This is a genomic window from uncultured Acetobacteroides sp. (assembly GCF_963667355.2).
In the GTDB taxonomy this organism is placed as follows: Bacteria; Bacteroidota; Bacteroidia; order Bacteroidales; family ZOR0009; genus Acetobacteroides.
On the sequence record NZ_OY763328.2, the window covers coordinates 3583583 to 3608201 of the forward strand.

The following is a 24619-nucleotide window of genomic DNA, read 5'->3' on the forward strand; positions in this document are numbered from 1 at the left end:
TGCTTTAATCAGCAGCCTACAAGCCAAGAAACTCGTATTCGGCATCACCGAGAACAGCTGCAATATCCTGCTTAGCATCCCGTTGATTCGGGTTCGGCTTAATATCCACCACCTCAAACCATCGTCCCGTCACCACACGACCTAACATTTCAGGAGTGGCGCCTGCGTATCTTACAACTTTAAACTCACAGTCCCCCATATACTCAAGGTCTGCATAGCGATGCGGGTACCATCCCATCCTTAGGATGGAGCCAACAGGAAGCCTTTCTGCATCATCAAAAAGGTCAACCGCATAGAACGTCTCTTCCTCGGTAGGGTTAACGGCATTGAAATTAGGGTAGCTCGTGTGCTGGGTTTCTCTCTTCTTCTTTTCTACGTAGTAAACCCAACTTTCATGATCAGCCATCCTTGCTAGCGGGTTTAGCGTTTCAGCCATACCGAAAGAATGGGCATACTTTTCGTTACAGAAGAGCCTGCTTAATGTCGACTCTTGAATTGAAGGGCGAACTTTAAAATCAGGGTAGAGCTCTATTAGGCGCTCCTGTATTTTTGCAACCAAGTCCTTTCTATCGCTTCCAGTAACAGGAGCAAGCCACCCATTTTTTGAGCAGACTTCTTCCAACAAGCTTTTTAGTTCCTTGCTATTTTGAGTAATTCCTGAAATTGTCTTTCCCATACAGTGTTGATTTATAAGTGCATGATGCTGTTTTTTATCAAAGGGCAAATAAGGGTCATACAAGGGGCTTTTCTTACGTGACTTTGCCTGCCTTGCCACCCCATATTTGCATCATGATTAACAAACAAGGTCTAAAATTATGTGCGAAAGTAATGATTTAACGCGATGCTCCGAAAGCACGCAGAAAGGTTGGGTAAAAGATAGGGTTGCCTTGAACTCCATCGAAGCCATCAGCTTCGTCAGGGAGAGAGGCATCCCCATGAGCAAGTCCAGGCTTTACAAGCTGACGGCCCAAAAGCAGATTCCCTTCCGAAAAGCTGGCGAGCGGCTGGTATTCAGCATACCCGAGCTAGAGGATTGGTGCGAAGGCCAGCTGACCGATCCGTTTAGCGGCAAGGGTGAGGCCGTAACCCTAATTGTAAAATCGGCTCAACGACAATCCAGTATCAACAAATTAAACAACTAAACAATACAAAAATGAGTAAAATTGACAAAGAGACTCGAATTGCGTGGGAGACCGAATTTCTTATGCACCTAGTTGAGCTCAGCTCATCCAAGTCCCTCGAGCTTGCGATTGAAGAGTGGAAGGTTTACGGATTTCACCACGATGAGGATGGGATGCCGTGCATATGCGGATGTACAACACGTACCATAGCAGTAATGCTTGTCAACCGAACGAATGGGGCTAGGCTGGAGGCTGGAGGCTGCTGCATGTCCCGATACCCTCACCTGTGCGGCCTAGCGCTGCTCAACTCATTTATGAAAGCCAAATTTTCGCTGGATAGCATTCTATACGTTGACGCCTTACGCTTCTGCCTTGAGGAAGAGCTCATAGATAAGGGGCTATTCGAGAAGTACCACAGCATTGGTTACGAGTGGAAGCGTGAGCGCACGGTAAAGCAGATCGGCTTAATACGCCTTGTAAACCGCATATTTCTGAATACCATTCGAAGCAGGGTACCACGCGGCCGTAGCATCGATACTATTCCGATCTTTAAAAAGACAAGTCCAAAATCGCCCGGAAGATGCTTTCACTAGCCAACCCAACAAGATAGCTAGAAGCTGTCCATAGCCTTAAAACCTACAGGAGCCTTGGCACCTCCCTTTAATCGGATTCGACAGGAGGATGGTAATGCAGTATCCAACAGGGGGCTGCATTACCTAGTCGAACCAAGCCTTTTTACATTTTGTTGAATTAAAAACCATAAAAACAATGGCAGAAATCAAAAGAACTGCAGACAACCCTTCCACAATGCTTCAAAAAAAGGTGCTTAGCCTAAGCAAGTCTCAGGAATGGAACCAAGCAAAGAAGGAATGGGGGATGGGAGGTTGCTACCATACCTCAGAGCACAAGATGTGCCCCTGCAGCCCTAGGGAAGTCAAAAACATAACGGTTCTTGTAAACCAGCACACCCTCAACGAGCTGGAGGTATGCAACTCTTGCGCCAAGCGGCATTTCAACATTTTGGAATCCAGCCAGATTGAGGTAGCTGTTAGGAGACTCAAGAAGGACATCAGCTGGGGAATGGACTTAACCTCCATGAACTACCTGCGAGACATGGGTGTTATTGAGAAGGTTGGCCATAACGATTACGAGGTCGTCAAGCAGAAGCGAAAGAAAAGCATCTTTCTTGAATACCGGAGGAAAACAAATGTCAAGTTGCTCAACCTGACTAACTACAAGAACAAGGCTGCCTTGGAGAAAATTGATGCCGTTCTTGCATGGTTTAAGCTCCACCCCAATGAGGATCCTAGTACCGTAGCAAAAATTAGGATGGTGCTGCTAAGCGATGGCACGTTCGATGAAGCCGCGCTGGATGAGCTTATCAATAGCCAAGGCATAGATATAGCACAGTTCAGCTGGAAGGACAGAGCAGACGGCAGGCTCCTGCTTAGCAAGTTTGTTAGTCCCAATAGCTTTAGTCTTACCCTATTGCTGGATCGTAGGGACAAAAAGAGGTACAGCTTTCAGCCAAGTTGGGCCGCCAGGTATGACGGTGAAGAAGAGGAGCAAGAAAAGCCCAAACGGATTCGGGACAGGAATGGTTGCTTTGTGGCCGATCCCTTCTTTGAAGATGCTCCATCTCACAAATGGGATAGCCTTGAGTTCACGGACGAGATGCTGGCAGGGTTGGAGGATACGCGTACTTCAAGCGTAAGCCATGACGAGCCTTTGGGGTATGGGAATAGGTCATGGGAAGGTAGGGAGCAAGCTAACCATGTAGCCTCAAGCGATCAATTGTTCAATGGGTTGAGGTATGAGGAAACGGAGGAAGCTTGGGATCCCAGCAACAGAGGATGCTCCTTTCATTCCAAATCTAGGGAGCAGTATAATCTAGATGACGATGACGACGATGACTTCTACGATTACCTAAATAGCCCAATAGCAGACGATGACGACGATGATGATGATTTGTTCGGTTTCCGAGGTAGAAGAAAGGCGAGCTACGAGGAGGAAGAGGAGGAAGAGGTTGATGATGATGATTGGGATGATGATTGGGATTAAAGCTGTTGATGCAGACATGGCTCCCTGACAGCTGACGAAGTAGGCCCTGTCATATCAACCTCACGAAATGCTCTAGAATTATCGATGCTGAAGCTTGTGTCGGGATTTGGCTTTTCGCCAAATCCCGATGCTTTTTTGGGGCAACGTTATAGCCTCGAAGAACGCTTCATCCCAGACAGCGCATGAAAGGGTCGCGAAATCATAGCAATACTTAAGGCTGCCACTTCCTGAAATGGCTTCTCCAAAGTTCCTTATTGAGCAATAGGCAGTAGCATTAATGGGAAATTTAATGGATACCTAGGAGCTGATGATTCCTGAAATGATTTCTCCAAATATCCTTATAGTGCTATAGCCCGTAGCATAAATGGAATATTTAATGGGATACCTGGTAGCTGATGATTCCTGAAACGATTTCTTCAAAGTTCCTTATTGAGCTATAGCCCGTAGCATAAATGGAATATTTAATGGGATACCTGGTAGCTGATGATTCCTGAAACGATTTCTTCAAAGTTCCTTATTGAGCTATAGCCAGTAACATTAATGGAATATTTAAAAGACACCTAGGAGCTGATGATTCCTGAAATGGCTTCTCCAAAGTTCCTTATTGAGCAATAGGCAGTAGCATTAATGGGAAATTTAATGGATACCTAGGAGCTGATGATTCCTGAAACGATTTCTTCAAAGTCCCTTATTGAGCTATAGCCAGTAACATTAATGGAATATTTATAAAGAGTAGAGGAGCTGATGATTTCTGAAATGGCTTCTTCAAAGTTCCTTATTGAGCAATAGCCCGTAGTATAAATGGAATATTTAAAAGACACCTAGGAGCTGATGATTCCTGAAACGATTTCTTCAAAGTCCCTTATTGAGCTATAGCCAGTAACATTAATGGAATATTTAATGGGATACCTGGTAGCTGATGATTCCTGAAACGATTTCTTCAAAGTTCCTTATTGAGCTATAGCCAGTAACATTAATGGAATATTTAATGGATACCTAGGAGCTGATGATTCCTGAAACGATTTCTCCAAAGTTCCTTATAGTGCTATAGCCCGTAGCATAAATGGAATATTTAAAAGACACCTAGGAACTGATGATTCCTGAAACGATTTCTTCAAAGTTCCTTATTGAGCTATAGCCAGTAACATTAATGGAATATTTAATGGATACCTAGGAGCTGATGATTCCTGAAACGATTTCTTCAAAGTTCCTTATTGAGCAATAGCCCGTAGTATAAATGGAATATTTAAAAGACACCTAGGAGCTGATGATTCCTGAAACGATTTCTTCAAAGTCCCTTATTGAGCTATAGCCAGTAACATTAATGGAATATTTAATGGGATACCTGGTAGCTGATGATTCCTGAAACGATTTCTTCAAAGTTCCTTATTGAGCTATAGCCAGTAACATTAATGGAATATTTAATGGATACCTAGGAGCTGATGATTCCTGAAACGATTTCTCCAAAGTTCCTTATTGAGCTATAGCCAGTAACATTAATGGAATATTTAATGGGATACCTGGTAGCTGATGATTCCTGAAACGATTTCTCCAAAGTTCCTTATTGAGCTATAGCCAGTAACATTAATGGAATATTTAAAAGACACCTAGGAACTGATGATCCCTGAAACGATTTCTCCAAAGTTCCTTATAGTGCTATAGCCCGTAGCATAAATGGAATATTTAAAAGACACCTAGGAACTGATGATTCCTGAAACGATTTCTTCAAAGTTCCTTATTGAGCTATAGCCAGTAACATTAATGGAATATTTAATGGATACCTAGGAGCTGATGATTCCTGAAACGATTTCTCCAAAGTTCCTTATTGAGCAATAGCCCGTAGTATAAATGGAATATTTAATGGATACCTAGGAGCTGATGATTCCTGAAACGATTTCTCCAAAGTTCCTTATTGAGCTATAGCCAGTAGCATAAGTGGAATATTTATAAAGAGTATAGAAGTTGGTGATTTCTGAAACGATTTCTCCAAGTGCCCCATAGAGCCTTTGTCTGTATGCATTAAGGGATTATTAAAGTCTCTACTGAAGCTCTAGTTTCTTGAATCTGCATTCTCAAATACCCGCTGATGAATTCTTTTTATTCAGTTAAGTAGTAGACATGTCAGGCTTTCTTAAATCAAGTAAGAATACTACCCATCTTGAGGAACCCTGCTTATAAATTATCATCCGTTTTCATTCTTTCCCTCAAGCCGTGTGCAAAACGTGTGCAACATAAAAAAACAAGCGCTTACAGTTGATTTTGTAAGCGCTTGATAATCTGCGGAGAGAAAGGGATTCGAACCCCCGGTACTGCAAGCAGTACACCTGATTTCGAGTCAGGCCCATTCGACCACTCTGGCATCTCTCCGGCGACAAAAGTAGTAAAAAGAGGCTATTCTGGTAGGGTAATGCCAAAAAAAATGGGGGTAAAATGCGAATATTCTTCTACCGAATAGATATTGAGCGGCTTATTTGGGTGGTTGTTTTATCTTTTGCGACAAAATTATTCGAATAAAGTATCGTTATGTTTTGGATTGAGCTAGTTGTTGTTCTTACTGCAATCTTTGTTGGTGCTCGTTTGGGTGGAATTGGCCTTGGGATTATGGGCACAATGGGGTTGGCTGTACCAGGAAGGTTCTCGATTAACATCTAGCATCTAATGTCTAAAGTCTATAATCCTTGTCCATCTCGATAAATCTTGGTAAACTTGGGTTCAAATACGAAAAACGAATGTCAGATATTAACGAAAAGCATGTCAGCCTGATTACTGCTGCTTTGGGATTGCAGAAGTGGCAGGTGGAGAACACCCTCGCGCTGTTGGCCGAAGGGGCAACCATTCCTTTTATAAGCCGATACCGCAAGGAGCGCACTGGCACCCTCGACGAGGTGGCCATCGGCAGCATTGCTGAGCAAAATGGCAAGCTCGACGAGGTGGAGAAGCGCCGCGAAACCATCCTTAAGTCGATAGAGGAGCAGGGTAAGCTTACCGATGAGCTGAAGAAGAAGATCGTGAGCAGCTACGTTCTATCGGAGCTCGAAGACCTTTACCTGCCCTACAAGCAGAAGCGCCGCACGCGTGCCACCATCGCCAAGGAGAAGGGGCTGGAGCCGCTGGCATCAACCTTAATCAAGCAATTCCCCGGCGACGTAGAGTCGCTGGCGCTAAAATACCTGAACGATAAGGTCGAATCGTCCGAAGAGGCCATCGAAGGGGCAAAGGATATTATTGCCGAGTGGGTGAGCGAGGATACCCGCGCCCGCAACACCATGCGCCGCGTGTACGGTCGCGATGCCGTTATCTCGTCGAAGGTGGCCAAGGGCAAGGAGGAGGAGGGCGCCAAGTACTCCGACTACTTCGCCTTCTCGGAGCCGCTGAAGCGCTGCGCCTCGCACCGCCTGATGGCCATGCGCCGCGGGCAGGAGGAGGGTTTCCTTAAGATTACCATAGGGCCAAACGATGACGAGGTGGCCATTGCCGACCTCGAAAAGATATTTGTGGTAAACCGTACCCCCGCTGCCGACATTGTGCGCGATGCGGTTGCCGACAGCTACAAGCGCCTCCTTGGGCCATCCATCGAAACCGAATTCATGGGCATCTCGAAGGAGAAGGCCGACGAGGAGGCCATACGCGTATTTGCCGAGAACCTTCGCCAGCTGCTGCTCTCGTCGCCGCTGGGGCAGAAGAACGTGCTGGCCCTCGACCCCGGCTTCCGCACGGGCTGCAAGCTGGTGTGCCTCGACAAGCAGGGTAACCTAGTACATAACGAGGCCATCTACCCACATCAACCCCAAAACGAGACCGTAGCCGCCATGAAGAAGGTGGAGACGCTCGTGGAGATGTACAAGATAGAGGCCATCGCCATCGGTAACGGTACCGCCAGCCGCGAGACCGAGGCCTTCGTGAAGCGCATCCGCTTCCCCCGCGACATTCAGGTGTTCGTGGTGAGCGAAGATGGGGCATCCATCTACTCGGCATCGCCTGCTGCCCGCGAGGAGTTCCCCGAGTACGACGTTACCGTTCGTGGAGCCGTATCCATTGGCCGTCGGCTGATGGACCCGCTGGCCGAACTGGTAAAGATCGACCCAAAGTCGATTGGCGTTGGGCAGTACCAGCACGATGTCGACCAAACCAAGCTCAAGAACGGGCTCGATACGGTGGTGGAGAGCTGCGTGAATAGCGTGGGCGTAAACGTGAATACTGCCAGCAAGCACCTGCTCACCTACGTGTCGGGGCTTGGCCCAAAGCTGGCGCAGGGGGTGGTGGACTACCGTACCGCAAATGGCCCATTCGCCAGCCGCGCCGAGCTGAAGAAGGTGCCCAAGCTGGGGCCTAAGGCGTTCGAGCAGTGCGCCGGCTTCCTCCGCATCGACAACGCCAAGAATCCGCTCGACAACTCGGCCGTTCACCCCGAAGCCTACTACGTGGTGGAGAAGATCGCCAAGGACTTAGGCTGTAAGGTTAAGGACCTGCTCGAAAACGAGCAGCTGCGCAAGTCCATCCAGCTGAGCAAGTACGTCGACGATAAGGTGGGGCTTCCAACGCTCAACGACATCATGCAGGAACTCGCCAAGCCGGGGCGCGACCCCCGCTCGGCCGCCAAGGTGTTCGAGTTTGCCCCTGATATCCACACCATCGACGACCTCCGCGAGGGGATGGTGCTGCCGGGCATCGTAACCAACATCACCAACTTCGGCGCGTTTGTCGATGTGGGCGTAAAGCAGGATGGCCTGGTGCACATCTCGCAGTTGGCCGACCGCTACGTAGCCAACCCGCTCGACGTGGTGAAGCTGCACCAGCACGTAAAGGTGAAGGTGGTAGAGGTGGATAAGAGCCGCAAGCGCATCCAACTCTCGATGAAGGGGCTGTAGAACGCCGATTTCATAGATAAAACAGATTTACACTGATCTTATATGAAAAGGACGAGTTGATGCTCGTCCTTTTTATTTTTTCTACGTGTTTTTGATGAATGAACATACCCTAACCAGCAATGTTTACTAGCAAACTAAAACATCAGGTTATGGAAAAGAAAATCTTTGTGAATCTTCCTGTAAAGAGTTTGGAAGCCTCGATAGCGTTTTTCACCAACCTTGGATTCTTTTTTAATCCTAAGTTCACCGACGAGAATGCCACATGCATGGTTATCAGTGAGAATATTTTTGTGATGCTGCTTGTCGAAAAATTCTACAAGGGCTTTACGGTTAAGGAGGTTTGTAATACAGCAACACACTCGGAGGTGATTCTCTCAATTCAGATAAACAGCAAGCAGGAGGTGGATGAGTTCATGGAAAAGGTGCTGAGCGCAGGTGGCATCGAGCCTCGTGAACCTCAGGTATACGACTTTATGTATGGCCGCAGCTTCCAGGATTGCGATGGACACCTGTGGGAGGTTTTCTATATGGATGAGAGTACAATGCCGCAGTAGGAGAGAGGCATCGCGGTCAGGTTACGGCTTTCGTTACATTTTAAGTTTACTCCACACCGTAATCTTTCTATCGCTTTTTAAGAGAAGGAATGATGAATGGTACCCTCTTCTTGTACTGCAGGTAGTCGTCACCGAATCGTTCGGTGAGCTCCCGTTCCTCCCACTTGGCCACAAGGCAGAAGTGGATCATAAATAGGATCGTCAGAAAAAGAACAACGGTGAACTGAAGAACGAAGAACCAGCCCCAAAGCATCAGTGTGTTTCCTAGGTACACCGGATTGCGTACGTGCGCGTAGATGCCGGTTGTTACCAGTTTGCTTTCCGATTTTTGCTTAAAGATATCTTTTCCCGAAGCCCGCCTAAGGGTTAGCGTTTTGATGGCGCTATCCAAAACGCAGAATCCAACCAGCAAAAGGATGGAACCTATGGCTATACTCCAGTAGTAGGGGAAGGGGATATGACCCGGAAGGCTTAGAAAGTGGGTGATGCCAATTGAGATCAGCAGGTACAGCGTAAAGAAGATCAAAATCAGCAGCCAAATAGGCGGTATTATTCTTTTCCTACTCGTATCCATAAGGCATCCTCCCTATTCTAAATGACGCTTACCCCATTACCTCATCGGCCCATGCAACCATCTTGTCGAGTACGCCTTCGCGGACATCCCTTCGCGATAGCGTCAGGTCGTGCATCCCGTCGGGCACCTCGTGGAAGGTGATGCTGCGGCCCAGCTGCCTGCCGTAGCGCTTCATGTGCTCGATGTTGAGCACCACGTCGGCCCGTTGGATGTCGTCCGACCAGGTTTTGGGGATGAACGACCGGGCGGAGTGCATCAGCAGGATGGGGCATTTGATGTTAAGCCCATGCTTAACCGCCTGATGCCCGTTGCGAATGGCCAAGATCCAGCGGTAGTACGAGGGGAATCCCTCGATGGGCTTCCAGGCGAGGTCGAAATCCCACTCGCCCTTGTGGCTACTATGGACGCTCTGCGCGTAGAGGGGCGAGAGCACCCCGCAGATGTTGGCGTAGGGGAATGGCTTGCAGATGGTGGATACCACCAGCGACGCCAGCCGGGTGCAGCGGCCCACGTTGAACTCGAGGAACGGGCTGTTGAGCAGCAGCGCGCTCACCTTTTCGGCATGCCTCCCCGTCGAGGCGTAGAGCGAGGTGATGAGCCCGCCCGTGGAGTGCCCCATCAGCAGCAGCTGCGTGTTGCCATCCTCGGATATCCTCTCGATTGCCAGGTCGATCTCCTCGAAGTATTCGCGGACATCCCGGCAGTAGTTGGGGTGCTGGTGGGCGAGCAGCGAGCGCCCGTACTTCCTCAGCTCTAGCGCGTAGAAGCTGTAGCCCGCATCGGTAAACCGGTCGGCCAGGTGGTCCTGGAAGAAGTAGTCGACGAAGCCGTGGACGTACAGCACGGCGCGCTTCGAGGGCTGGCTGGTCCTCTTCGAGATGATGGTTGCCACGACCCTACCTTCGTAGTCGGGCGTTAGCTCTAGCGGTTGAATTGAGTAGCTCATGGGGGTTGAATTTCAACCTGAAGGTGGGCATTTGATCCGATATTTGCCAATCTTTTTGGGAAAATTAAAACGATGTTCGCTTTCGTCCTCTCTCGGGCATCCATTGGGGCAGCTGTCGCTCTTCCTCGGCGGTAGCAAGCCGCACATCAGCAGTGTATAGCGATTCCTCAGCAGTGTATAGCGATTCCTCAGCGGTGTATAGCGATTCTACAGCGGTGTATGGTGATACTACAGCGGTGTATAGCGATTCTACAGCGGTGTATGGTGATACTACAGCGGTGTATAGCGATACTACAGCGGTGTATGGTGATACTACAGCGGTGTATGGCATACTACAGCGGTGTATGGTGATACTACAGCGGTGTATAGCGATACTACAGCGTTGTATGGCATACTACAGCGGTGTATAGCGATTTATCAGCGGTGTATAGCAATACTACAGCGGTGTATGGCATACTACAGCGGTGTATCGCGATTCTATAGCAGTGTATCGCAATTTATCAGCGGTGTATATCGGCTCTTCAGCGCCCTTTAAATCGGTATCGCAATCATCTGCATCGGTTGGCGCGGCCTATGTTTTGCCCCCTCAAATACCCCTTTGCCAATTCGCCGCAAAAGCCTACCTTCAACCTGCTGACCGCCAGTTTTCCGCAAACGTTTGCTGAATTCGGGCTGTTGGCCGAATAGAATAGGAGAATCAACCTAAAGCGATAAACACACGCGTATGCAGCTAAAACGTCTGATTGGCATTTTCGGGCTTGTTGCCCTTAGCGGGGTGGCCGTGGCTCAGCTGAGCGAGGCCGCACTGCCCAATGCAGCATCCCTTACCAGCCAAAAGAAGGAGGGCCGATGGACCTTCCAGAGTATGGGTAACGGAATCGTAAAGGCAACCTACCTGCCCAACGGCTACAGCCGTACCCAGCAAATTTCCGATGCCGTAACCACCAAGCCCCAGAAAGTAAAGGTGGTCTCGAAGGGGGATCGAACAAAGGGATTCGGCACCATGATGGTTACCGATAACGGTTCCTCCTTTTCGCTTAGCGATGGCAGCACGGCGCTCCTTAGCGGGCTAACCGCCCTTAGGGAGGGGCCGAGCAACGGCTTCAGCTTCGAGCTGATGCCCGGCGAGCAGATCTTTGGTGGTGGCGAGCGCGCCATCCCGATGAACCGCCGCGGGTACCGCCTTAATCTCTACAACCGTCCCAGCTACGGCTACGGGGTGGGCGAGGAGAACCTGAACTACAGCCTGCCCTTCTTCATGTCGAGCCGCGGCTACGGCATCTTCTTCGACAACCCCTCCAAGGGCTTTGCCGATATCGCCAAGAGCGATGCCAACCGCATGAGCGTGGGCTTCGAGAGCGGCGAGCTAACCTTCTACCTCATCCAAGGAAATACCCCCGAGGAGATTCTGAAGCGCTACACCTCGATGATTGGCACCCAGCCCATCCCGGCCCGCTGGGTGTTTGGCAGCTTCATGAGCCGCTTCGGCTACCGCAGCGAGGCGCAGGTGCGCGACATCAAGGCCAAGATGAAGGCCGAGCGCATCCCCATGGATGCCATCATCATCGACCTATTCTGGTTTGGCGATAGCATCCAGAACTACGTGGGCAACCTCGATTGGGTAAACCGTAAGGCGTGGCCCAACCCCAAGCAGCTGATTGCCGACTTTACGGCCGACAGCATCAACACGGTGCTCATCACCGAGCCATACACGGTAAGGGGAACCAAGTACTACGAGGAGTCGGCCCCATTCCTGGCCGTCGATAGCCTGGGCAAAACCTACACCTTGCAGAACTTCTACTTCGGCAAGGGCGGCATCATCGACATGTTCCGCAACGACTCTAAGGATTGGTTCTGGAGCAAGTACCGCAGGCAGATGGATATCGGCGTATCGGGCTGGTGGGGCGACCTGGGCGAACCCGAGAATCACCCTGCGGATGTGTACCATAACCTGAAGGATTTGGGCTACGGCAACCGCCTTTACGCGGCCAACGAGGTGCACAACATCTTTGGCCACTTCTGGAATAAGATGCTCTTCACCAAGTTTGCGAAGGAGTACCCCGATGTGCGCCTGTTCAACCTCAACCGCGCCGGGTACGCCAACAGCGCCCGCTACATCATCTTCCCCTGGAGCGGCGATGTGGGTCGCCACTGGTCGGGCTTCCGCGCCCAGCTGCCCATTATGCTCACCATGAGCATGAGCAACATCCCCTACATCCATAGCGATGCCGGCGGATTTACCTTTGCCAAGCAGGACAACGAGCTTTACGTGCGCTGGATGCAGATGTCGGCATTCTCGCCCATCCTGCGCCCCCATGGCACCGCGCTGGAGGGGCTCAACCCCGAGCTGCCACAGTACCCCAGCGAGGCCGCGCTCTTTGCCGAGCCCTACAAGAGCATCGCCCGTAGGTACATCCAAATGCGCTACGACCTGCTGCCCTACAACTACACCCTAGGCTACGACCACATGGCCAACGCCGAGCCGCTGGTAAAACCGCTCTTCTTCCGCAGCTTTACCGACGGCGATGCCCTTAAGGCCGAAGACCAGTACATGTGGGGCGATGCCCTTCTGATCTCGCCTGTGCTCGATAGCGCAGCCGCCTCGCGCAAGCTATACCTCCCTGCAGGAGGCGAGTGGTACAGCTACCAGAATCCGCAAAGGGTGCTTGCCGGTGGCCAATGGATCACCGAAAAGGTAACGCTTGCCGATATGCCGATCTTCGTTCGGGGAGGTTCGTTTATCCCAACGGCACCGGGGCTGATGAACACCAAGCAGTATAACCCCGCTAAGCTGGTGGTTACCTACTATCCATCGGCCAAGCCATCGAGCTATACCCTCTTCGACGACGACGGAAAGACCAACAAGAGCTGGGAACGCAAGCAGTACGAGCTCATCACCTTTAAGGCCGATGGCAAGCGTACCATCACCATCGCCAGCAACGGCGGAAGCTACCCCGGCAAGCCTGCCAGCCGCACCCTTACGCTAAGGGTGGTAAATGCTGATAAGGCACCTGCTACCGTTACCATCAACGGCAAAAAGGTGCAACCCGCATTCGATGCAGCAGGTGGAATGCTAACCGTAACGGTGCCATTCAACGGAAAGCCAACTACGGTGAAGTACTAATCTTGACAAATAATACGGTTGGGTTGAATTACCTCTGACAGGGTTCTAAACCCTGTCAGAGGTGAGCAGTAAAGCCCCCAACAGAAGCGCCTACCCGCAAAAATGCGGTAGGCGCTTTTTTCGTTGGTGAATCTTGATACTTGGGGCTTGTGTTCTGATGCTATTTTCGCCAAAAAAGTACATTTTTTTTACTGGCGCAATACGCTGTAAACGTGATGCGGAAGGCGAAAGCACAAGGATGGCTAAGTAAAAATACGCACAAAGAGGTAGGGTGAGCCTACTGTTGGTTGTAGTATATGTAAAGAACAAGACAAAAAAAGGGAACACTGCTCGTAAGTGAATTAATTTTGAATCGTAGGCTGTGAAGCCATTATCTTAGAGACGGATTATTTATCCGTCTCTTTTTTTTTGTCTACGATGATGCTTGTTGTGCCTTCTTCATCAACCCACTACCAGTCCTCGGATTGCCCTCGCTGAGCGAGGAGGCTACGCTTAGTTAGGGTACGCTATCGGGGAAGTGTACTCGCCCGGCATCCGGTTGGGTTACGCTATTGGGGAAGTGTACTCGCCCGGCTCCCGGTTGGGGTATGCTATCGGGGAAGTATACTCGCCCGGCACCCAGTTGGGGTACGCTATCGGGGGAGTATACCCTTCCCGGCACCTGGTTGGGATACGCTATCGGGGAAGTGTACTCGTCCGGCACCCAGTTAGGGTACGCTATCGGGGAAGTATACCCTTCCCGGCATCCGGTTGGGGTACGCTATCGGGGAAGTGTACCCTTCCCGGCACCCGGTTAGGGTACGCTATCGGGGAAGTGTACTCGCCCGGCACCCGGTTGGGGTTCGCTATCGGGGAAGTATGCTCGCCCGGCATCCGGTTGGGGTACGCTATCGGACTACGGAAAGATAGACCTCCCATGAGCCACCGCGAAGTCCCCTTTCGGGGATTTAGGGGTGGATGCGGCGCTTAGGATTTCACAGCGTTGGTTGTAGGTTTGCTGGCAGGCATTGGGGTAAAAGCGAAACGAGCATGAATGCATGTGACCATTAAAAAGACAATTACTTTCACATGAAATCCCTGGCCCTTATCCGAAGTCTGGAGTTGAGCATCTGATTAAATGTTTACCTTTGGCCAAAATTTAGAGCGTCCATGTCAGCATTTCTACAAGTCGATAACCTATCCAAGTCGTTTGGCGACCTAATCCTATTCGAGAATCTATCCTTCGGCATTAACGAGGGCGACCGCGTGGCCCTTATCGCCCGCAATGGGGCAGGGAAGACCACCCTGCTCAGCATGATAGCCGGCCGCGAGGGGATTGATAAGGGATCGGTCATCTTCCGTAACGATATCCGGGTAGGATACCTGGAGCAGAGCCCCGAGTTTAGGGCGGGGATGTCGGTGCTCGATGCCGCCTTCACCTCATCCAGCGAGGCGGTGCACCTGATTGCCCGCTACGAGGAGATGGTGAAGCACAACCAAACCGACGGGCTCGACGAGGTGCTGCACCAGATGGACGTGCTCAAGGCTTGGGACTTGGAGGTGAAGGCCAAGATGATCCTCACGCAGCTCAAGATCGACGATTTCGAGCAGAAGGTCGAAACCCTCTCGGGGGGGCAGCAGAAGCGCGTGGCGCTGGCCAACGTGCTGCTCAACGAGCCCGACTTCCTCATCCTCGATGAGCCCACCAACCACCTCGACCTCGAGATGGTGGAGTGGCTGGAGGACTACCTCGCCAAAACCCGCATCACCCTGCTCATGGTAACGCACGACCGCTACTTCCTCGATCGTGTCTGCAACACCATCCTCGAATTGGACCATGGCATCATAATACCCTACCGCGGCAACTACAGCTACTACCTCGAGAAGCGCGAGGAGCGCCTCGCCAGCTTCAACGCCGAGGTCGATAAGGCGCAGAACCTCTTCCGCCGCGAGCTGGAGTGGATGCGCCGCCAGCCATCAGCCCGCGGAACCAAGCAGAAGGCCCGCATCGACTCCTTCTACACGCTAAAGGATAAGGCTTCGCAGAAGCGCAACGACGGGGCCATTCGCCTAGAGGTGGAGGCGTCACGTTTGGGGAGCAAGATTTTCGAGATGAACAACGTCAGCAAGCGCTTTGGCGATAAGGTAATCCTCGACGATCTCACCTACACCTTCTCGCGCTTCGAGAAGCTGGGCGTCATCGGCAAGAACGGAACGGGTAAGTCCACCTTCCTCAACACGCTGGTCGGGACCATAAGGCCCGATTCTGGGAAGATCGATATCGGCGAAACCGTTGTGTTTGGCTACTACCGTCAGGAGGGCCTCCAGTTCGACGAGCAGATGAAGGTGATCGATGCCGCCCGCCAGGTTGCCGAGGTGGTAAAGCTGGGCGATGGCACCAACCTTACCGTATCGCAGTTCCTCAACCACTTCCTCTTCCCGCCCGAGGTGCAGCACAGCTACATCTACAAGCTAAGCGGGGGCGAGAAGCGCCGCCTGTACCTCTGCACCATCCTAATGCAGAACCCCAACTTCCTCATCCTCGACGAACCCACCAACGACCTCGACATAATGACGCTGCAGGTGCTCGAAGATTACCTCCAAAGCTTTACCGGCTGCGTAATCGTCGTTTCGCACGACCGCTACTTTATGGATAAGGTGGTAGATCACATATTCGCTTTCGATGGTGATGGCGAAATAAAGGACTTCCCCGGCAACTACAGCGACTACCGCGAGTGGGCCATCCAGCGCGAGCAGGAGCAGCGCGAAGCACAAAAGGCCGCCCAGCAGGCTGCCGCAGCAAAGGAGAAGCCCGCCGTTAAGGAAACCAGCCGCCCACGCAAGATGACCTTCAACGAGAAGCGCGAGTACGAGCGATTGGAGCAGGAGATTGCCGACTTGGAGACCGAAAAAGCGCAGATCGAGCAGCAGCTCAACTCAGGAGCGCTCAGCGCCGACGAACTCATAGAGAAGTCCAACAGAATTGGCGTAGTGATCGACCTTATTGACGAGAAATCTATGCGTTGGTTAGAGCTATCGGAGCTGGCGTAGGAGATAGGGGGGCAGTGGTAGTATTATAGCTTTATAGCAAATATCACAGTCCCATATTCGTGAGCAGGCAACCCTTTTATTTCTGCTGATTGTAGGTGCTCTTGGAATGCAATGGAATACCATCGGCTAACGTAGCATAAGGTCCAGCTATAACCATATACAATCCGCTCCATTTGGTCGCGGTTGATGTGGTAGTACTTCGCTCCAGGCTTCCCCCATGCAGGTCCAGGTGCATTTGTAGGTCCGCCTTCTAGCAGCGAGTTTCCTTGAACAAATTTCAGGTACGGCTCAACTGTAATGTAAAGTTGTCTCTTTGCGAAGCGTTTCTCCCTCGTAAATAGCCAAGCACGAGGATCGAAGAAATTATAAAATCTCCCAAAACGAAAAAGCCCGCCGAGTTTAAAGGTGTTATGAAGAGTTCCAAATTGTAGCGTAGCATTACCCAAAAATTCAGCGCGTGTTGTGCTATAAAGCTTCTTGTCAAACGAAAAAGTATAGCACGCTGCAATGTCATTTGGAAGCTGATACTTCCATCCTTGTGGAATGTTTGAGTGGAATACCTTTTGGTGTAAGAACGATTGAACTTCGCAGCTAAGGGCTGCTTTGCCTTGTATTCCAAGCGTTAGTGTCGAGGTGAAGGAGTAGTCTTTTTCTAAAAATCTATTGCCATAGTTAACCACAAAAAGTCCCACATAGGGGTAATCTCCAACTTGGAGTTGCGAATTACCTATATGATGAGGAGTATAGGTTTGGTGATCGAGTGAAATAGACCGAATTTGAAAAGAACTATCAGAAGGAGCAATGGCAATTCTATCGAAGATATTTCTACTTCTGGCTTGTGAAGCATACTCCAAAAGAATTCCACAGGTGTAATATCGATCGCTACCGCGCATTTTAATGCTCAGGTAGTCGTTGTCTAGTTTAAGTAAGAACGATGATGCCAGCTCCTTTTCTTGGCAGATGCCTGAAAATGGGAAAAAGCAAAGTAGGATTGTGATTTTAAGTGTTTGTAGCAGGTTCTTCATGGTGATATATTAATCCAGTCCTGCTTACAGAACAAATTCAACCTTCTAATGGTAAAAAATAAAAGAAGTTTGCTGCATGTTTATATGAGGGTATAATAAAAAAGAAGCCTCGCAAAATTTATTTGCGAGGCTTCTTTTTTTGCTTTTCTAGAGCGGTCCGGACGAGACTCGAACTCGCGACCTCCGCCGTGACAGGGCGGCATTCTAACCAACTGAACTACCGAACCAATAATTTTAAGAACTTGCTTTTACTTCCGCTTTCTAGAGCGGTCCGGACGAGACTCGAACTCGCGACCTCCGCCGTGACAGGGCGGCATTCTAACCAACTGAACTACCGAACCAATAATTTTAAGAACTTGCTTTTACTTCCGCTTTCTAGAGCGGTCCGGACGAGACTCGAACTCGCGACCTCCGCCGTGACAGGGCGGCATTCTAACCAACTGAACTACCGAACCAATAATTTTAAGAACTTGCTTTACTTCCGCTTTTCTAGAGCGGTCCGGACGAGACTCGAACTCGCGACCTCCGCCGTGACAGGGCGGCATTCTAACCAACTGAACTACCGAACCAGATTTGCTCCTGATTGGGGCTTTTGCCTTTCCTCAATTGCGTTGCAAAGGTAGCAATTGATTTTTTATCCGCAATAGCTCCGAAAAAAAAATGGCGCTACTCTTTGCCGAAAATGCTAAAGTTTACGCTTCCGTAGTTGCGCCTTTCGATGAAAAATGGTTTGTCGCTGAACTCTCTATCTTTCGAGTGTTCTAGGATAAACCAACCTTCGTCAGTAAGCATATTTTTTTCAAAAATAATGTCGTGTAGCTGCTCAATGCCCTCCATGTCGTAGGGAGGATCGGCAAATATCAGGTCAAACTTTTGGTTGCAGCCTTTCAGAAAGACAAATGCGTTCTGCTTTATGGCGCGAATTTGTTCTTTAAAACCAAGTTCTTCAATAGTCTTTTTAATGAACCCATGATGAACCGGGTTTAGCTCAACCGATACTACATCGGGACATCCGCGCGAGGCTAGCTCGTAGCTGATGCCTCCTGTTCCCGAGAAGAGGTCGAGTGCTGAAATATTCTCGAAGTTGTAGTTATTCGAAATGATGTTGAACAAACTCTCTTTGGCAAAATCCGTGGTTGGTCGTGCCTTAAAATTCTTAGGTGGGACAATATGTCTTCCCCTATACTTTCCGCTTACTATTCGCATTCAACTAGCTTAAAAAGATTGGCAAACTGGTGCTCTGCTCTGTACTTAAACAGGTAGGAATATTCGTACCCTTTGGGAACCAAATCGAGAGCAAGATTGGGCAGGTATTGGCTTAGCTCTGCAAATCGAGAACTCTGCTTTTCTACGGTGCCGCTTAGGTAGACTTCAACGTCGTTGGGCTGTATTTCGTGCTCCTTTAGGAGTAGAAGTGCGTAGTATACCAAATCGCTGGAACTTTCGATGGCGTAGGTGGTATATATCTTCAGGCTCCCATTGTCCATCAGGCTAAAGCATGCCAAGTTCTCGTGAATGAACATCGACAGCTGATGCTGACTGGTAGTTTTTTCTGCCAGCTGCTTGCTGATTTGAGGCACGCTTTGGTTGTAGAACGTTGCTGTTGGATGCATTTCCTTTATTGCCGATGTTATGCTTTTGGGGAGTGCGTAAACCGATATGATGCTACTATTCTTTACTTGTGCGTGGTGAACCTCTACCTCATTCGATGAGAATGGGATTAATGCCTTTAGGTATTCAAACGACTTCTCCTTTATGAAGAATTCAGCGGGAATAAGCGTAAACATTTGGCTAACGAGCATGCATTTTACCTCCTTGAAAGGGCGTTTAAGCAGCTCGTCTTCCTTTACGATACGCTCGATGCTAAAGCATAGCTCATCAAACGTTCCCGATAAGTTGGCTATGGAGTAGTCTTTTAGGGCTACGAATCGCTTTGTTCTGTCATCCAAACAGCAAAAAGAAAATCCATTCACGCTAACTTGAATGGATAACTTGTACTGCTCGGTTTGATCGAGAGCAAGTTTTTGATCAAGAAGTTCTTGTTTTACCATAGTGTTATTCCCAGTTACCAGTGTTGTTGGTGGCTTCGGTAAGAGAGCCTACTTTTAACCCTGGATATTTATCTGCTTTTTTCTTTTCGTCTATTTTGTTGACCAGAATTTGCCTATATCCTTTATTGCGGGCAATAAAACTTCGGAATATAATGGCGTCTGGCGCTTTTACCTCGAAAACCTTAACGGGAACCTTTGATGCTGTCATTATCTCGCCTGCGCCCATTTCGAATTTGCTACCTCCCCCGTAAGGAATAAAGGGGAGGGAGTCTACTCTTGCCGTATTCCCTTTAAAGAGCGAGTCGATCACCTTTATCTGGATCTTAACGCGCTTTAGCAGCCCTTTGGCAACGGCAATGGAGTCGTCTGCTGATCCAATGCGCTGTTCTACGTTGAAGTTTCCCGTTTTTACGAATCGAACAAGGGTGTCAAAGTTGCCCGTGTACCTGCCAAACTCCGACTTGTACGCTACCTGCGCTGTTCGGATATCCTTGAGCCGCTCTATCACCTTGGCGTTGCGCTTAACCTGCTCGTCCTCGTATCGGATTGGGGTTGCGATGCTGCTGTAAAGCATGTACCCCAAAATCACGATTGCCACCAAAAGGACGATTTGAAGCGCTTTTTTCATTTGATAGAATGGCTTATGTTTGTCACATTTGTACACAAATATAAAGAAAAACTCTAACGAGGGGCGTTTCCTATGCTGAAAAATTATGTGGAAGAGCTGGTGCTGAAAGAATTTGTATTCGAACCTACCGCAGGGCAGCGTTCGGTTATTGATTCGTTAGCCGCTATTGTTACCGACGAGCGACCCTTCTATATCCTCAAGATACATGGTTTTGCCGGTACGGGTAAAACATCGCTAGTTGCCGCGTTTGTTAAGGTGCTGCTGGGCATGCAGCAGAAGGTGGAGCTGCTGGGACCGACGGGCAGGGCCGCAAAGGTGCTCTCGTCCTACTCGGGCGAGCTGGCCCTTACCATCCATAAGAAGATATACCGGCAGAAGACGGCGGATGACTTTATTTCGAAGTTCTCCCTCGATAGAAACATGGCGAGCGACACCGTTTTTATTGTTGATGAGGCTTCGATGATTGCCGATTCGAGCCGAGAGGCTAACACGTTTGGCAGCGGAAACCTGCTTGAGGATTTGATCACCTACGTAAAGGCAGGACGTAGCTGCAAGCTCATCCTGCTTGGCGATAGCGCCCAGCTGCCTCCTGTTGGGCGGGAGGATAGCCCAGCGCTCGACCGTAGAACGCTCGGCTACTACGCCGATGTGGAGGAGGTGTGGCTCCGCGAGGTGGTTCGCCAGGATCAGGCGTCGGGGATTCTGGAGAATGCAACGTCCATCCGGTCGATGATAGAATCCAACGAGGTTGTTCAGCCGAAGTTTTGCCTGGATGGGTTTGCCGACATCGAGCGCATCTCGGGCGGCGACCTCATCGAAAAGCTGTCGGACACCTACGATGCGGTTGGCATTGAGGATACCATTGTGGTGTGCCGCTCCAACAAGCTGGCCAACCGCTACAACCAGGGCATCCGCAGCCGTATCCTGTACCGCGAGGAGGAACTGGTGCGCGGCGACCTGCTGATGGTGGTCAAGAACAACTACTTCTGGACAGAGGGCTTTAAGGAACTGGAGTTTATTGCCAATGGCGACATCGTGGAGGTGGTGCGCATCCGGCGCTACCACGAGCGCTACGACTTCCGCTTTGCCGAGGTGACAGTGCGGCTGGTGGACTACGGCGATCTGGAGGTGGACTGCTACATCATGCTCGATACGCTAACTTCCGATTCGGCCTCGCTGAGCTACGACCAGAGCCGGACGTTCTTCCAAAAGGTGTCGGAGGACTACCTGCACATCGGGTCGAAGCAGAAGCGCTACAAGGAGATGCGCCGCGACCGGTTCTTCAACGCCCTGCAGGTGAAGTACGCCAACGCGGTGACCTGCCACAAGGCGCAGGGCGGGCAGTGGAAGACGGTGTTCGTCGATCAGGGGTACTTCGTGGACGACATGGTGTCGAAGGAGTACCTGCGCTGGCTCTACACCGCCCTTACCCGCGCCACCGAAAAGGTGTACCTGGTTAACTTTCCCGATAAGTTCTTCGAGTAGGCCTACTCCCCAATAATCTTTACCAGCACCCGCTTGCGGCGCATGCCGTCGAACTCGCCGTAGAAGATCTGCTCCCAGGGGCCGAAGTCCAGCTGGCCGTTGGTGACGGCGCACACCACCTCGCGGCCCATCACCTGGCGCTTCATGTGGGCGTCGGCGTTATCCTCGTAGCCGTTGTGGCGGTACTGGGCGTGGGGCTTCTCGGGGGCCAGCCGCTCGAGCCACACCTCGAAGTCGTGGTGCAGGCCGCTCTCATCATCATTAATAAAGACAGAAGAGGTGATGTGCATGGCGTTGCACAGCAGCAGCCCCTCGCGGATGCCGCTCTCGCGCAGGCACTCCTCGATGGTGGGGGTGATGTTGATGAATTGGCGGCGGCGGTGCGTCTCGAACCAGAGCTCCTTGCGGTACGATTTCATGGGGCGGTATGCTTTTAGGGTTTTCTTTTGATGGTTTCTCGGCAAATGTACCAACAAATGGCTTGCCCGCAAGGGGCTTGGTGCCATTCTGGGGTCTGTGGGGGCAATCCCTATGGAGATTTGGCTGTCGCAGGTTTGCAGCGCCCCATTCCCTATGGGGATTTGCCTGTCGCAGGTTTGCAGCACCAAAATCCCCATGAGGATTTGCTTGCCGCAGGTTTGCAGCGACCAAATCCCTATGAGGATTTGCCTGCCGCAGCATTGCAGCGACCAAATCTCCATGAGGATTTGCCCGTTGCCAATATGCATGCAGAATTGCTTACCGCAGGATTGCAGCACCCAATTGTGCATGTATAATTGCCTGCTGCGGGTTTGCAGCGGCCCATTATGTATACATTTTTGCCTGTCGCAGGTCTGCGGCTGCCCGTTATGCATGCATATTTTGTTGCCGCAGCGTTGCGACAGCCCATTCTGCATGCCTGATGGCGTTGTGGGGTGCTGTAGCGCCAAGAGATGCCAGCGGTGCAGCACCGGAACCGCTGGCATCATCCCCCATAGCATTTATTGAATAAGCGTTTGTATTTTTTTGTATGAAAAATTAAACAAAGCGGTACAATTTTCGGTTTTAATGTTTGCAATCATTTTAAAAATTTTGATCATGAAAAAGATTTTTACGCTTGCCGTTGCTCTACTTTTTGTAGGCTCGCTAATGGCTCAGGAACCAATGAAGAAAGAGGCCAAGCCAAAGGCAAAGAAGGAAATGAAGGAAGTGAAGAAAACCGAGAAGAAGGAGATGAAGGAAGGTGAGAAGAAGGAAATGAAGGAAATGAAAAAAGGTGAGAAAAAGGAGATGAAAAAGGGTGAAAAGAAGGTGATGAAGAAAGAGGTTAAGAAGAAGTAAGCACCTTTAGCCTTTCTCCGATTTTACAAAAAAAGAAGCCCCACTGCATTAGCAGCGGGGCTTCTTTATGATGCTTCTGTACGAGCGTACCTACTTCAGCTTCAACTCGGCAATAATCTGCTGCACCTTGGCGTCGAGTTCGGCGTTCACCTTGCCGTAGTCGGCAACGCTGGCTAGGCTACCCTTAACGCCAAAGTAGAACTTAATCTTAGGCTCGGTGCCCGATGGGCGTACCGATACGATGGTGCCGTCGGCGGTGACGAACTGTAGCACGTCGGACTTGGGCAGGTCGATGGCGCTGCGGCTGCCGGTGGCCAGGTCGAGCGTTTCGCCGACCTTGTAGTCGTGCACCAGGGTTACCTTCGATCCGGCGATGGTCGTAGGTGGTGTGCTGCGGAAGTCGGCCATCATTTGCTTGATCTCCTCCTGCCCGCTGATGCCCTTCTTGGTAACCGACAGCAGCTGCTCCTTGTAGAAGCCGTACTTCACGTAGATCTCCTTCAGCAGCTGGTCGAGGGTCTTACCCAGCTCCTTGGCCCAAGCGGTGGTTTCGGCGATCAGGGCGCAGGCAATCACCGCATCCTTGTCGCGCACGAACTCGCCAGCCAGGTAGCCGTAGCTCTCCTCGCCACCCACGATGAACTTCTTCTTGCCCTCGTTCTTGCCGATGATGTCGGCGATGAACTTGAACCCGGTGAGCACGTTGAACACCTCCACGCCGTAGCTCTTGGCGATATCGGCCAGCAGGTTGGTGGTCACAATCGTCTTAACGATGTACTCCTTGCCCTGTAGCAGCCCATTCTCCTTCCACCTATTCAGCATGTAGTAGAAGAGGAGCGAGGCGGTTTGGTTGCCGTTGAGGAGCTCGAAGCTGCCATCGGCGGTTTTTACGGCCACGCCCACGCGGTCGGCATCGGGGTCGGTAGCCAGCACGATGTCGGCATTTTCGGCCTTAGCCTTTTCGATAGCCATTGCTAGGGCGCTGCTCTCCTCGGGGTTGGGCGACTTAACGGTTGGGAAGTTGCCGTCGGCCACGTCCTGCTCGGGGATGTGGATGATATTCTTGAAGCCGAAGCGGGACAGCGTTGGCGGTACCAGCTTGGCGCCCGTTCCGTGGATGGGGGTGTACACAATCTTCAGGTCGGCATGCTTTTTAATGATTTCGGGCGATAGCGTAAGCGTAGCCAGCTTATCGATGTACTTGCGGTCGATCTCCTCGCCGATGATCTCAATCTTGCCGTTGCCGCCTTCGAACTTCACCTCGTCCACGCTGCTAATCTTGTTCACCTCGGCGATGATGTTCTTATCGTGTGGGGCGATGATCTGCGCGCCGTCGCTCCAGTACACCTTGTAGCCGTTGTACTCCTTGGGGTTGTGCGATGCGGTAACCACCACGCCCGCCTTGCAGCCCAGCTCGCGGATGGCGAAGCTCAGCTCGGGGGTTGGGCGTAGGCTCTCGAACAGGTATGCGGTGATGTCGTTTGCGGCGAAGATCTTAGCGGTAGTTTCGGCAAACAGGCGGCTGTTGTTGCGGCTGTCGTGGGCAATGGCCACCTTTACTGGCTCGCTGCCAAACTGTGTCTTGATGTAGTTGGCCAAGCCTTGAGTTGCCATACCAACGGTGTAGATGTTCATGCGGTTGGTACCCACGCCCATAATGCCGCGTAGGCCGCCGGTGCCGAACTCTAGGCTTTGGTAGAACGATTCCTTTAACTCCTGGGGATCTTCGTCCATCAGGCGCTTAACCTCTTTCTTGGTAGCTTCGTCGTAGCTGCCGTTTATCCAAACCATTGCCTTTTCGGCAATCTGTGGCTCAATTGCATTGCTCATCT

At 50.8% G+C, this 24619-nt stretch carries 20 protein-coding genes and 5 tRNA genes; 10 read left to right on the plus strand and 15 right to left on the minus strand.

From position 1 onward, the window contains the following. Nucleotides 1-16 precede the first annotated feature (16 nt). Complete coding sequence (locus ACHZA1_RS14810; RefSeq protein ID WP_320052641.1) at nucleotides 17-676, minus strand: hypothetical protein; 660 nt, start codon at nucleotides 674-676, stop codon at nucleotides 17-19. Nucleotides 677-815: 139 nt separating this feature from the next. Between ACHZA1_RS14810 and ACHZA1_RS14815 the strand changes: the two genes are divergently transcribed. From ACHZA1_RS14815 to ACHZA1_RS14825, 3 genes are all read left to right on the plus strand, one after another. Beyond that, a complete protein-coding gene (locus ACHZA1_RS14815) occupies nucleotides 816-1142 on the plus strand; it encodes a hypothetical protein (protein WP_321426935.1) in 327 nt (108 codons plus the stop codon). Between the two features lie 11 nt (nucleotides 1143-1153). Next, nucleotides 1154-1714: a hypothetical protein gene (locus ACHZA1_RS14820; protein WP_320052643.1), complete on the plus strand. Its 561-nt coding sequence runs from the start codon at nucleotides 1154-1156 to the stop codon at nucleotides 1712-1714. 175 nt (nucleotides 1715-1889) lie between these two features. Then, the gene (locus tag ACHZA1_RS14825; protein ID WP_320052644.1) at nucleotides 1890-3182 is read left to right on the plus strand and encodes a hypothetical protein; all 1293 of its coding nucleotides are present in this window, start codon (nucleotides 1890-1892) and stop codon (nucleotides 3180-3182) included. 2280 nt (nucleotides 3183-5462) lie between these two features. Here the strand turns inward: ACHZA1_RS14825 and ACHZA1_RS14830 are convergent. Further along, nucleotides 5463-5549, minus strand: a tRNA-Ser gene (locus tag ACHZA1_RS14830). 156 nt (nucleotides 5550-5705) lie between these two features. Between ACHZA1_RS14830 and ACHZA1_RS14835 the strand changes: the two genes are divergently transcribed. From ACHZA1_RS14835 to ACHZA1_RS14845, 3 genes are all read left to right on the plus strand, one after another. Then, a complete protein-coding gene (locus ACHZA1_RS14835; RefSeq protein ID WP_320052645.1) occupies nucleotides 5706-5834 on the plus strand; it encodes an anaerobic C4-dicarboxylate transporter family protein in 129 nt (42 codons plus the stop codon). A 77-nt stretch (nucleotides 5835-5911) separates the two neighbouring features. Then, on the plus strand, nucleotides 5912-8050 hold the full coding sequence (locus tag ACHZA1_RS14840; protein WP_320052646.1) for a Tex family protein: 2139 nt from the start codon (nucleotides 5912-5914) through the stop codon (nucleotides 8048-8050). Nucleotides 8051-8199: 149 nt separating this feature from the next. Further along, on the plus strand, nucleotides 8200-8604 hold the full coding sequence (locus tag ACHZA1_RS14845; protein WP_320052647.1) for a VOC family protein: 405 nt from the start codon (nucleotides 8200-8202) through the stop codon (nucleotides 8602-8604). Nucleotides 8605-8671: 67 nt separating this feature from the next. Here ACHZA1_RS14845 and ACHZA1_RS14850 read toward each other — a convergent pair whose 3' ends face one another. From ACHZA1_RS14850 to ACHZA1_RS14860, 3 genes are all read right to left on the minus strand, one after another. Continuing rightward, nucleotides 8672-9178, minus strand: a complete 507-nt coding sequence (locus tag ACHZA1_RS14850; protein ID WP_320052648.1) for an isoprenylcysteine carboxylmethyltransferase family protein — start codon at nucleotides 9176-9178, stop codon at nucleotides 8672-8674. Nucleotides 9179-9206: 28 nt separating this feature from the next. Continuing rightward, a complete protein-coding gene (locus tag ACHZA1_RS14855) occupies nucleotides 9207-10124 on the minus strand; it encodes an alpha/beta hydrolase (protein ID WP_320052649.1) in 918 nt (305 codons plus the stop codon). Nucleotides 10125-10188: 64 nt separating this feature from the next. Next, entirely contained in the window at nucleotides 10189-10455 is a 267-nt protein-coding gene (locus tag ACHZA1_RS14860) for a hypothetical protein (protein ID WP_320052650.1), read from the minus strand. A 393-nt stretch (nucleotides 10456-10848) separates the two neighbouring features. On the opposite strand from ACHZA1_RS14860, the gene ACHZA1_RS14865 reads away from it, so the two are divergent. Both ACHZA1_RS14865 and ACHZA1_RS14870 read left to right on the plus strand, forming a co-directional pair. Beyond that, on the plus strand, nucleotides 10849-13248 hold the full coding sequence (locus ACHZA1_RS14865; protein WP_320052651.1) for a TIM-barrel domain-containing protein: 2400 nt from the start codon (nucleotides 10849-10851) through the stop codon (nucleotides 13246-13248). 1149 nt (nucleotides 13249-14397) lie between these two features. Further along, nucleotides 14398-16278, plus strand: coding sequence for an ABC-F family ATP-binding cassette domain-containing protein (locus tag ACHZA1_RS14870; protein WP_320052652.1), 1881 nt, complete (start codon nucleotides 14398-14400; stop codon nucleotides 16276-16278). A gap of 23 nt (nucleotides 16279-16301) precedes the next feature. On the opposite strand, the gene ACHZA1_RS14875 is transcribed toward ACHZA1_RS14870, so the two are convergent. The 8 genes from ACHZA1_RS14875 to ACHZA1_RS14910 form a co-directional block, all read right to left on the minus strand. Beyond that, nucleotides 16302-17303, minus strand: a complete 1002-nt coding sequence (locus ACHZA1_RS14875) for a lipid A-modifier LpxR family protein (RefSeq protein WP_320052653.1) — start codon at nucleotides 17301-17303, stop codon at nucleotides 16302-16304. 153 nt (nucleotides 17304-17456) lie between these two features. Next, nucleotides 17457-17530: transfer RNA gene (locus tag ACHZA1_RS14880), tRNA-Asp, on the minus strand. Between the two features lie 40 nt (nucleotides 17531-17570). After that, nucleotides 17571-17644: transfer RNA gene (locus ACHZA1_RS14885), tRNA-Asp, on the minus strand. A 40-nt stretch (nucleotides 17645-17684) separates the two neighbouring features. Next, nucleotides 17685-17758: transfer RNA gene (locus ACHZA1_RS14890), tRNA-Asp, on the minus strand. 40 nt (nucleotides 17759-17798) lie between these two features. Beyond that, nucleotides 17799-17872: transfer RNA gene (locus ACHZA1_RS14895), tRNA-Asp, on the minus strand. Between the two features lie 97 nt (nucleotides 17873-17969). Continuing rightward, a complete protein-coding gene (locus ACHZA1_RS14900; protein WP_320052654.1) occupies nucleotides 17970-18509 on the minus strand; it encodes an RsmD family RNA methyltransferase in 540 nt (179 codons plus the stop codon). Continuing rightward, nucleotides 18500-19354, minus strand: coding sequence for a DUF3822 family protein (locus ACHZA1_RS14905; protein ID WP_320052655.1), 855 nt, complete (start codon nucleotides 19352-19354; stop codon nucleotides 18500-18502). The genes ACHZA1_RS14900 and ACHZA1_RS14905 overlap by 10 nt, the downstream gene beginning before the upstream one ends. Before the next feature lie 4 nt (nucleotides 19355-19358). Next, a complete protein-coding gene (locus tag ACHZA1_RS14910) occupies nucleotides 19359-19982 on the minus strand; it encodes a hypothetical protein (protein WP_320052656.1) in 624 nt (207 codons plus the stop codon). 72 nt (nucleotides 19983-20054) lie between these two features. Here ACHZA1_RS14910 and ACHZA1_RS14915 point away from each other — a divergent pair, with 72 nt between their 5' ends. Further along, on the plus strand, nucleotides 20055-21467 hold the full coding sequence (locus ACHZA1_RS14915; RefSeq protein ID WP_320052657.1) for an ATP-binding domain-containing protein: 1413 nt from the start codon (nucleotides 20055-20057) through the stop codon (nucleotides 21465-21467). Between the two features lie 2 nt (nucleotides 21468-21469). Here the strand turns inward: ACHZA1_RS14915 and ACHZA1_RS14920 are convergent, their stop codons facing one another. Beyond that, the gene (locus ACHZA1_RS14920; protein WP_320052658.1) at nucleotides 21470-22435 is read right to left on the minus strand and encodes a secondary thiamine-phosphate synthase enzyme YjbQ; all 966 of its coding nucleotides are present in this window, start codon (nucleotides 22433-22435) and stop codon (nucleotides 21470-21472) included. Nucleotides 22436-22544: 109 nt separating this feature from the next. Between ACHZA1_RS14920 and ACHZA1_RS14925 the strand changes: the two genes are divergently transcribed. Beyond that, on the plus strand, nucleotides 22545-22787 hold the full coding sequence (locus tag ACHZA1_RS14925) for a hypothetical protein (RefSeq protein WP_320052659.1): 243 nt from the start codon (nucleotides 22545-22547) through the stop codon (nucleotides 22785-22787). A 90-nt stretch (nucleotides 22788-22877) separates the two neighbouring features. On the opposite strand, the gene ACHZA1_RS14930 is transcribed toward ACHZA1_RS14925, so the two are convergent. Next, nucleotides 22878-24617, minus strand: a complete 1740-nt coding sequence (locus ACHZA1_RS14930) for a phospho-sugar mutase (RefSeq protein WP_320052660.1) — start codon at nucleotides 24615-24617, stop codon at nucleotides 22878-22880. Nucleotides 24618-24619: the final 2 nt, after the last annotated feature.

Excerpts from the sequence above, each read along its gene's own strand:
- ACHZA1_RS14810 (WP_320052641.1), bottom strand. The coding sequence starts at position 676 with ATGGGAAAGACAATTTCAGGAATTACTCAAAATAGCAAGGAACTAAAA.
- ACHZA1_RS14815 (WP_321426935.1), top strand. The coding sequence starts at position 816 with ATGTGCGAAAGTAATGATTTAACGCGATGCTCCGAAAGCACGCAGAAA.
- ACHZA1_RS14820 (WP_320052643.1), top strand. The coding sequence starts at position 1,154 with ATGAGTAAAATTGACAAAGAGACTCGAATTGCGTGGGAGACCGAATTT.
- ACHZA1_RS14825 (WP_320052644.1), top strand. The coding sequence starts at position 1,890 with ATGGCAGAAATCAAAAGAACTGCAGACAACCCTTCCACAATGCTTCAA.
- ACHZA1_RS14835 (WP_320052645.1), top strand. The coding sequence starts at position 5,706 with ATGTTTTGGATTGAGCTAGTTGTTGTTCTTACTGCAATCTTTGTTGGT.
- ACHZA1_RS14840 (WP_320052646.1), top strand. The coding sequence starts at position 5,912 with ATGTCAGATATTAACGAAAAGCATGTCAGCCTGATTACTGCTGCTTTG.
- ACHZA1_RS14845 (WP_320052647.1), top strand. The coding sequence starts at position 8,200 with ATGGAAAAGAAAATCTTTGTGAATCTTCCTGTAAAGAGTTTGGAAGCC.
- ACHZA1_RS14850 (WP_320052648.1), bottom strand. The coding sequence starts at position 9,178 with ATGGATACGAGTAGGAAAAGAATAATACCGCCTATTTGGCTGCTGATT.
- ACHZA1_RS14855 (WP_320052649.1), bottom strand. The coding sequence starts at position 10,124 with ATGAGCTACTCAATTCAACCGCTAGAGCTAACGCCCGACTACGAAGGT.
- ACHZA1_RS14860 (WP_320052650.1), bottom strand. The coding sequence starts at position 10,455 with ATGCCATACACCGCTGTAGTATCACCATACACCGCTGTAGTATCGCTA.
- ACHZA1_RS14865 (WP_320052651.1), top strand. The coding sequence starts at position 10,849 with ATGCAGCTAAAACGTCTGATTGGCATTTTCGGGCTTGTTGCCCTTAGC.
- ACHZA1_RS14870 (WP_320052652.1), top strand. The coding sequence starts at position 14,398 with ATGTCAGCATTTCTACAAGTCGATAACCTATCCAAGTCGTTTGGCGAC.
- ACHZA1_RS14875 (WP_320052653.1), bottom strand. The coding sequence starts at position 17,303 with ATGAAGAACCTGCTACAAACACTTAAAATCACAATCCTACTTTGCTTT.
- ACHZA1_RS14900 (WP_320052654.1), bottom strand. The coding sequence starts at position 18,509 with ATGCGAATAGTAAGCGGAAAGTATAGGGGAAGACATATTGTCCCACCT.
- ACHZA1_RS14905 (WP_320052655.1), bottom strand. The coding sequence starts at position 19,354 with ATGGTAAAACAAGAACTTCTTGATCAAAAACTTGCTCTCGATCAAACC.
- ACHZA1_RS14910 (WP_320052656.1), bottom strand. The coding sequence starts at position 19,982 with ATGAAAAAAGCGCTTCAAATCGTCCTTTTGGTGGCAATCGTGATTTTG.
- ACHZA1_RS14915 (WP_320052657.1), top strand. The coding sequence starts at position 20,055 with ATGCTGAAAAATTATGTGGAAGAGCTGGTGCTGAAAGAATTTGTATTC.
- ACHZA1_RS14920 (WP_320052658.1), bottom strand. The coding sequence starts at position 22,435 with ATGATGCCAGCGGTTCCGGTGCTGCACCGCTGGCATCTCTTGGCGCTA.
- ACHZA1_RS14925 (WP_320052659.1), top strand. The coding sequence starts at position 22,545 with ATGAAAAAGATTTTTACGCTTGCCGTTGCTCTACTTTTTGTAGGCTCG.
- ACHZA1_RS14930 (WP_320052660.1), bottom strand. The coding sequence starts at position 24,617 with ATGAGCAATGCAATTGAGCCACAGATTGCCGAAAAGGCAATGGTTTGG.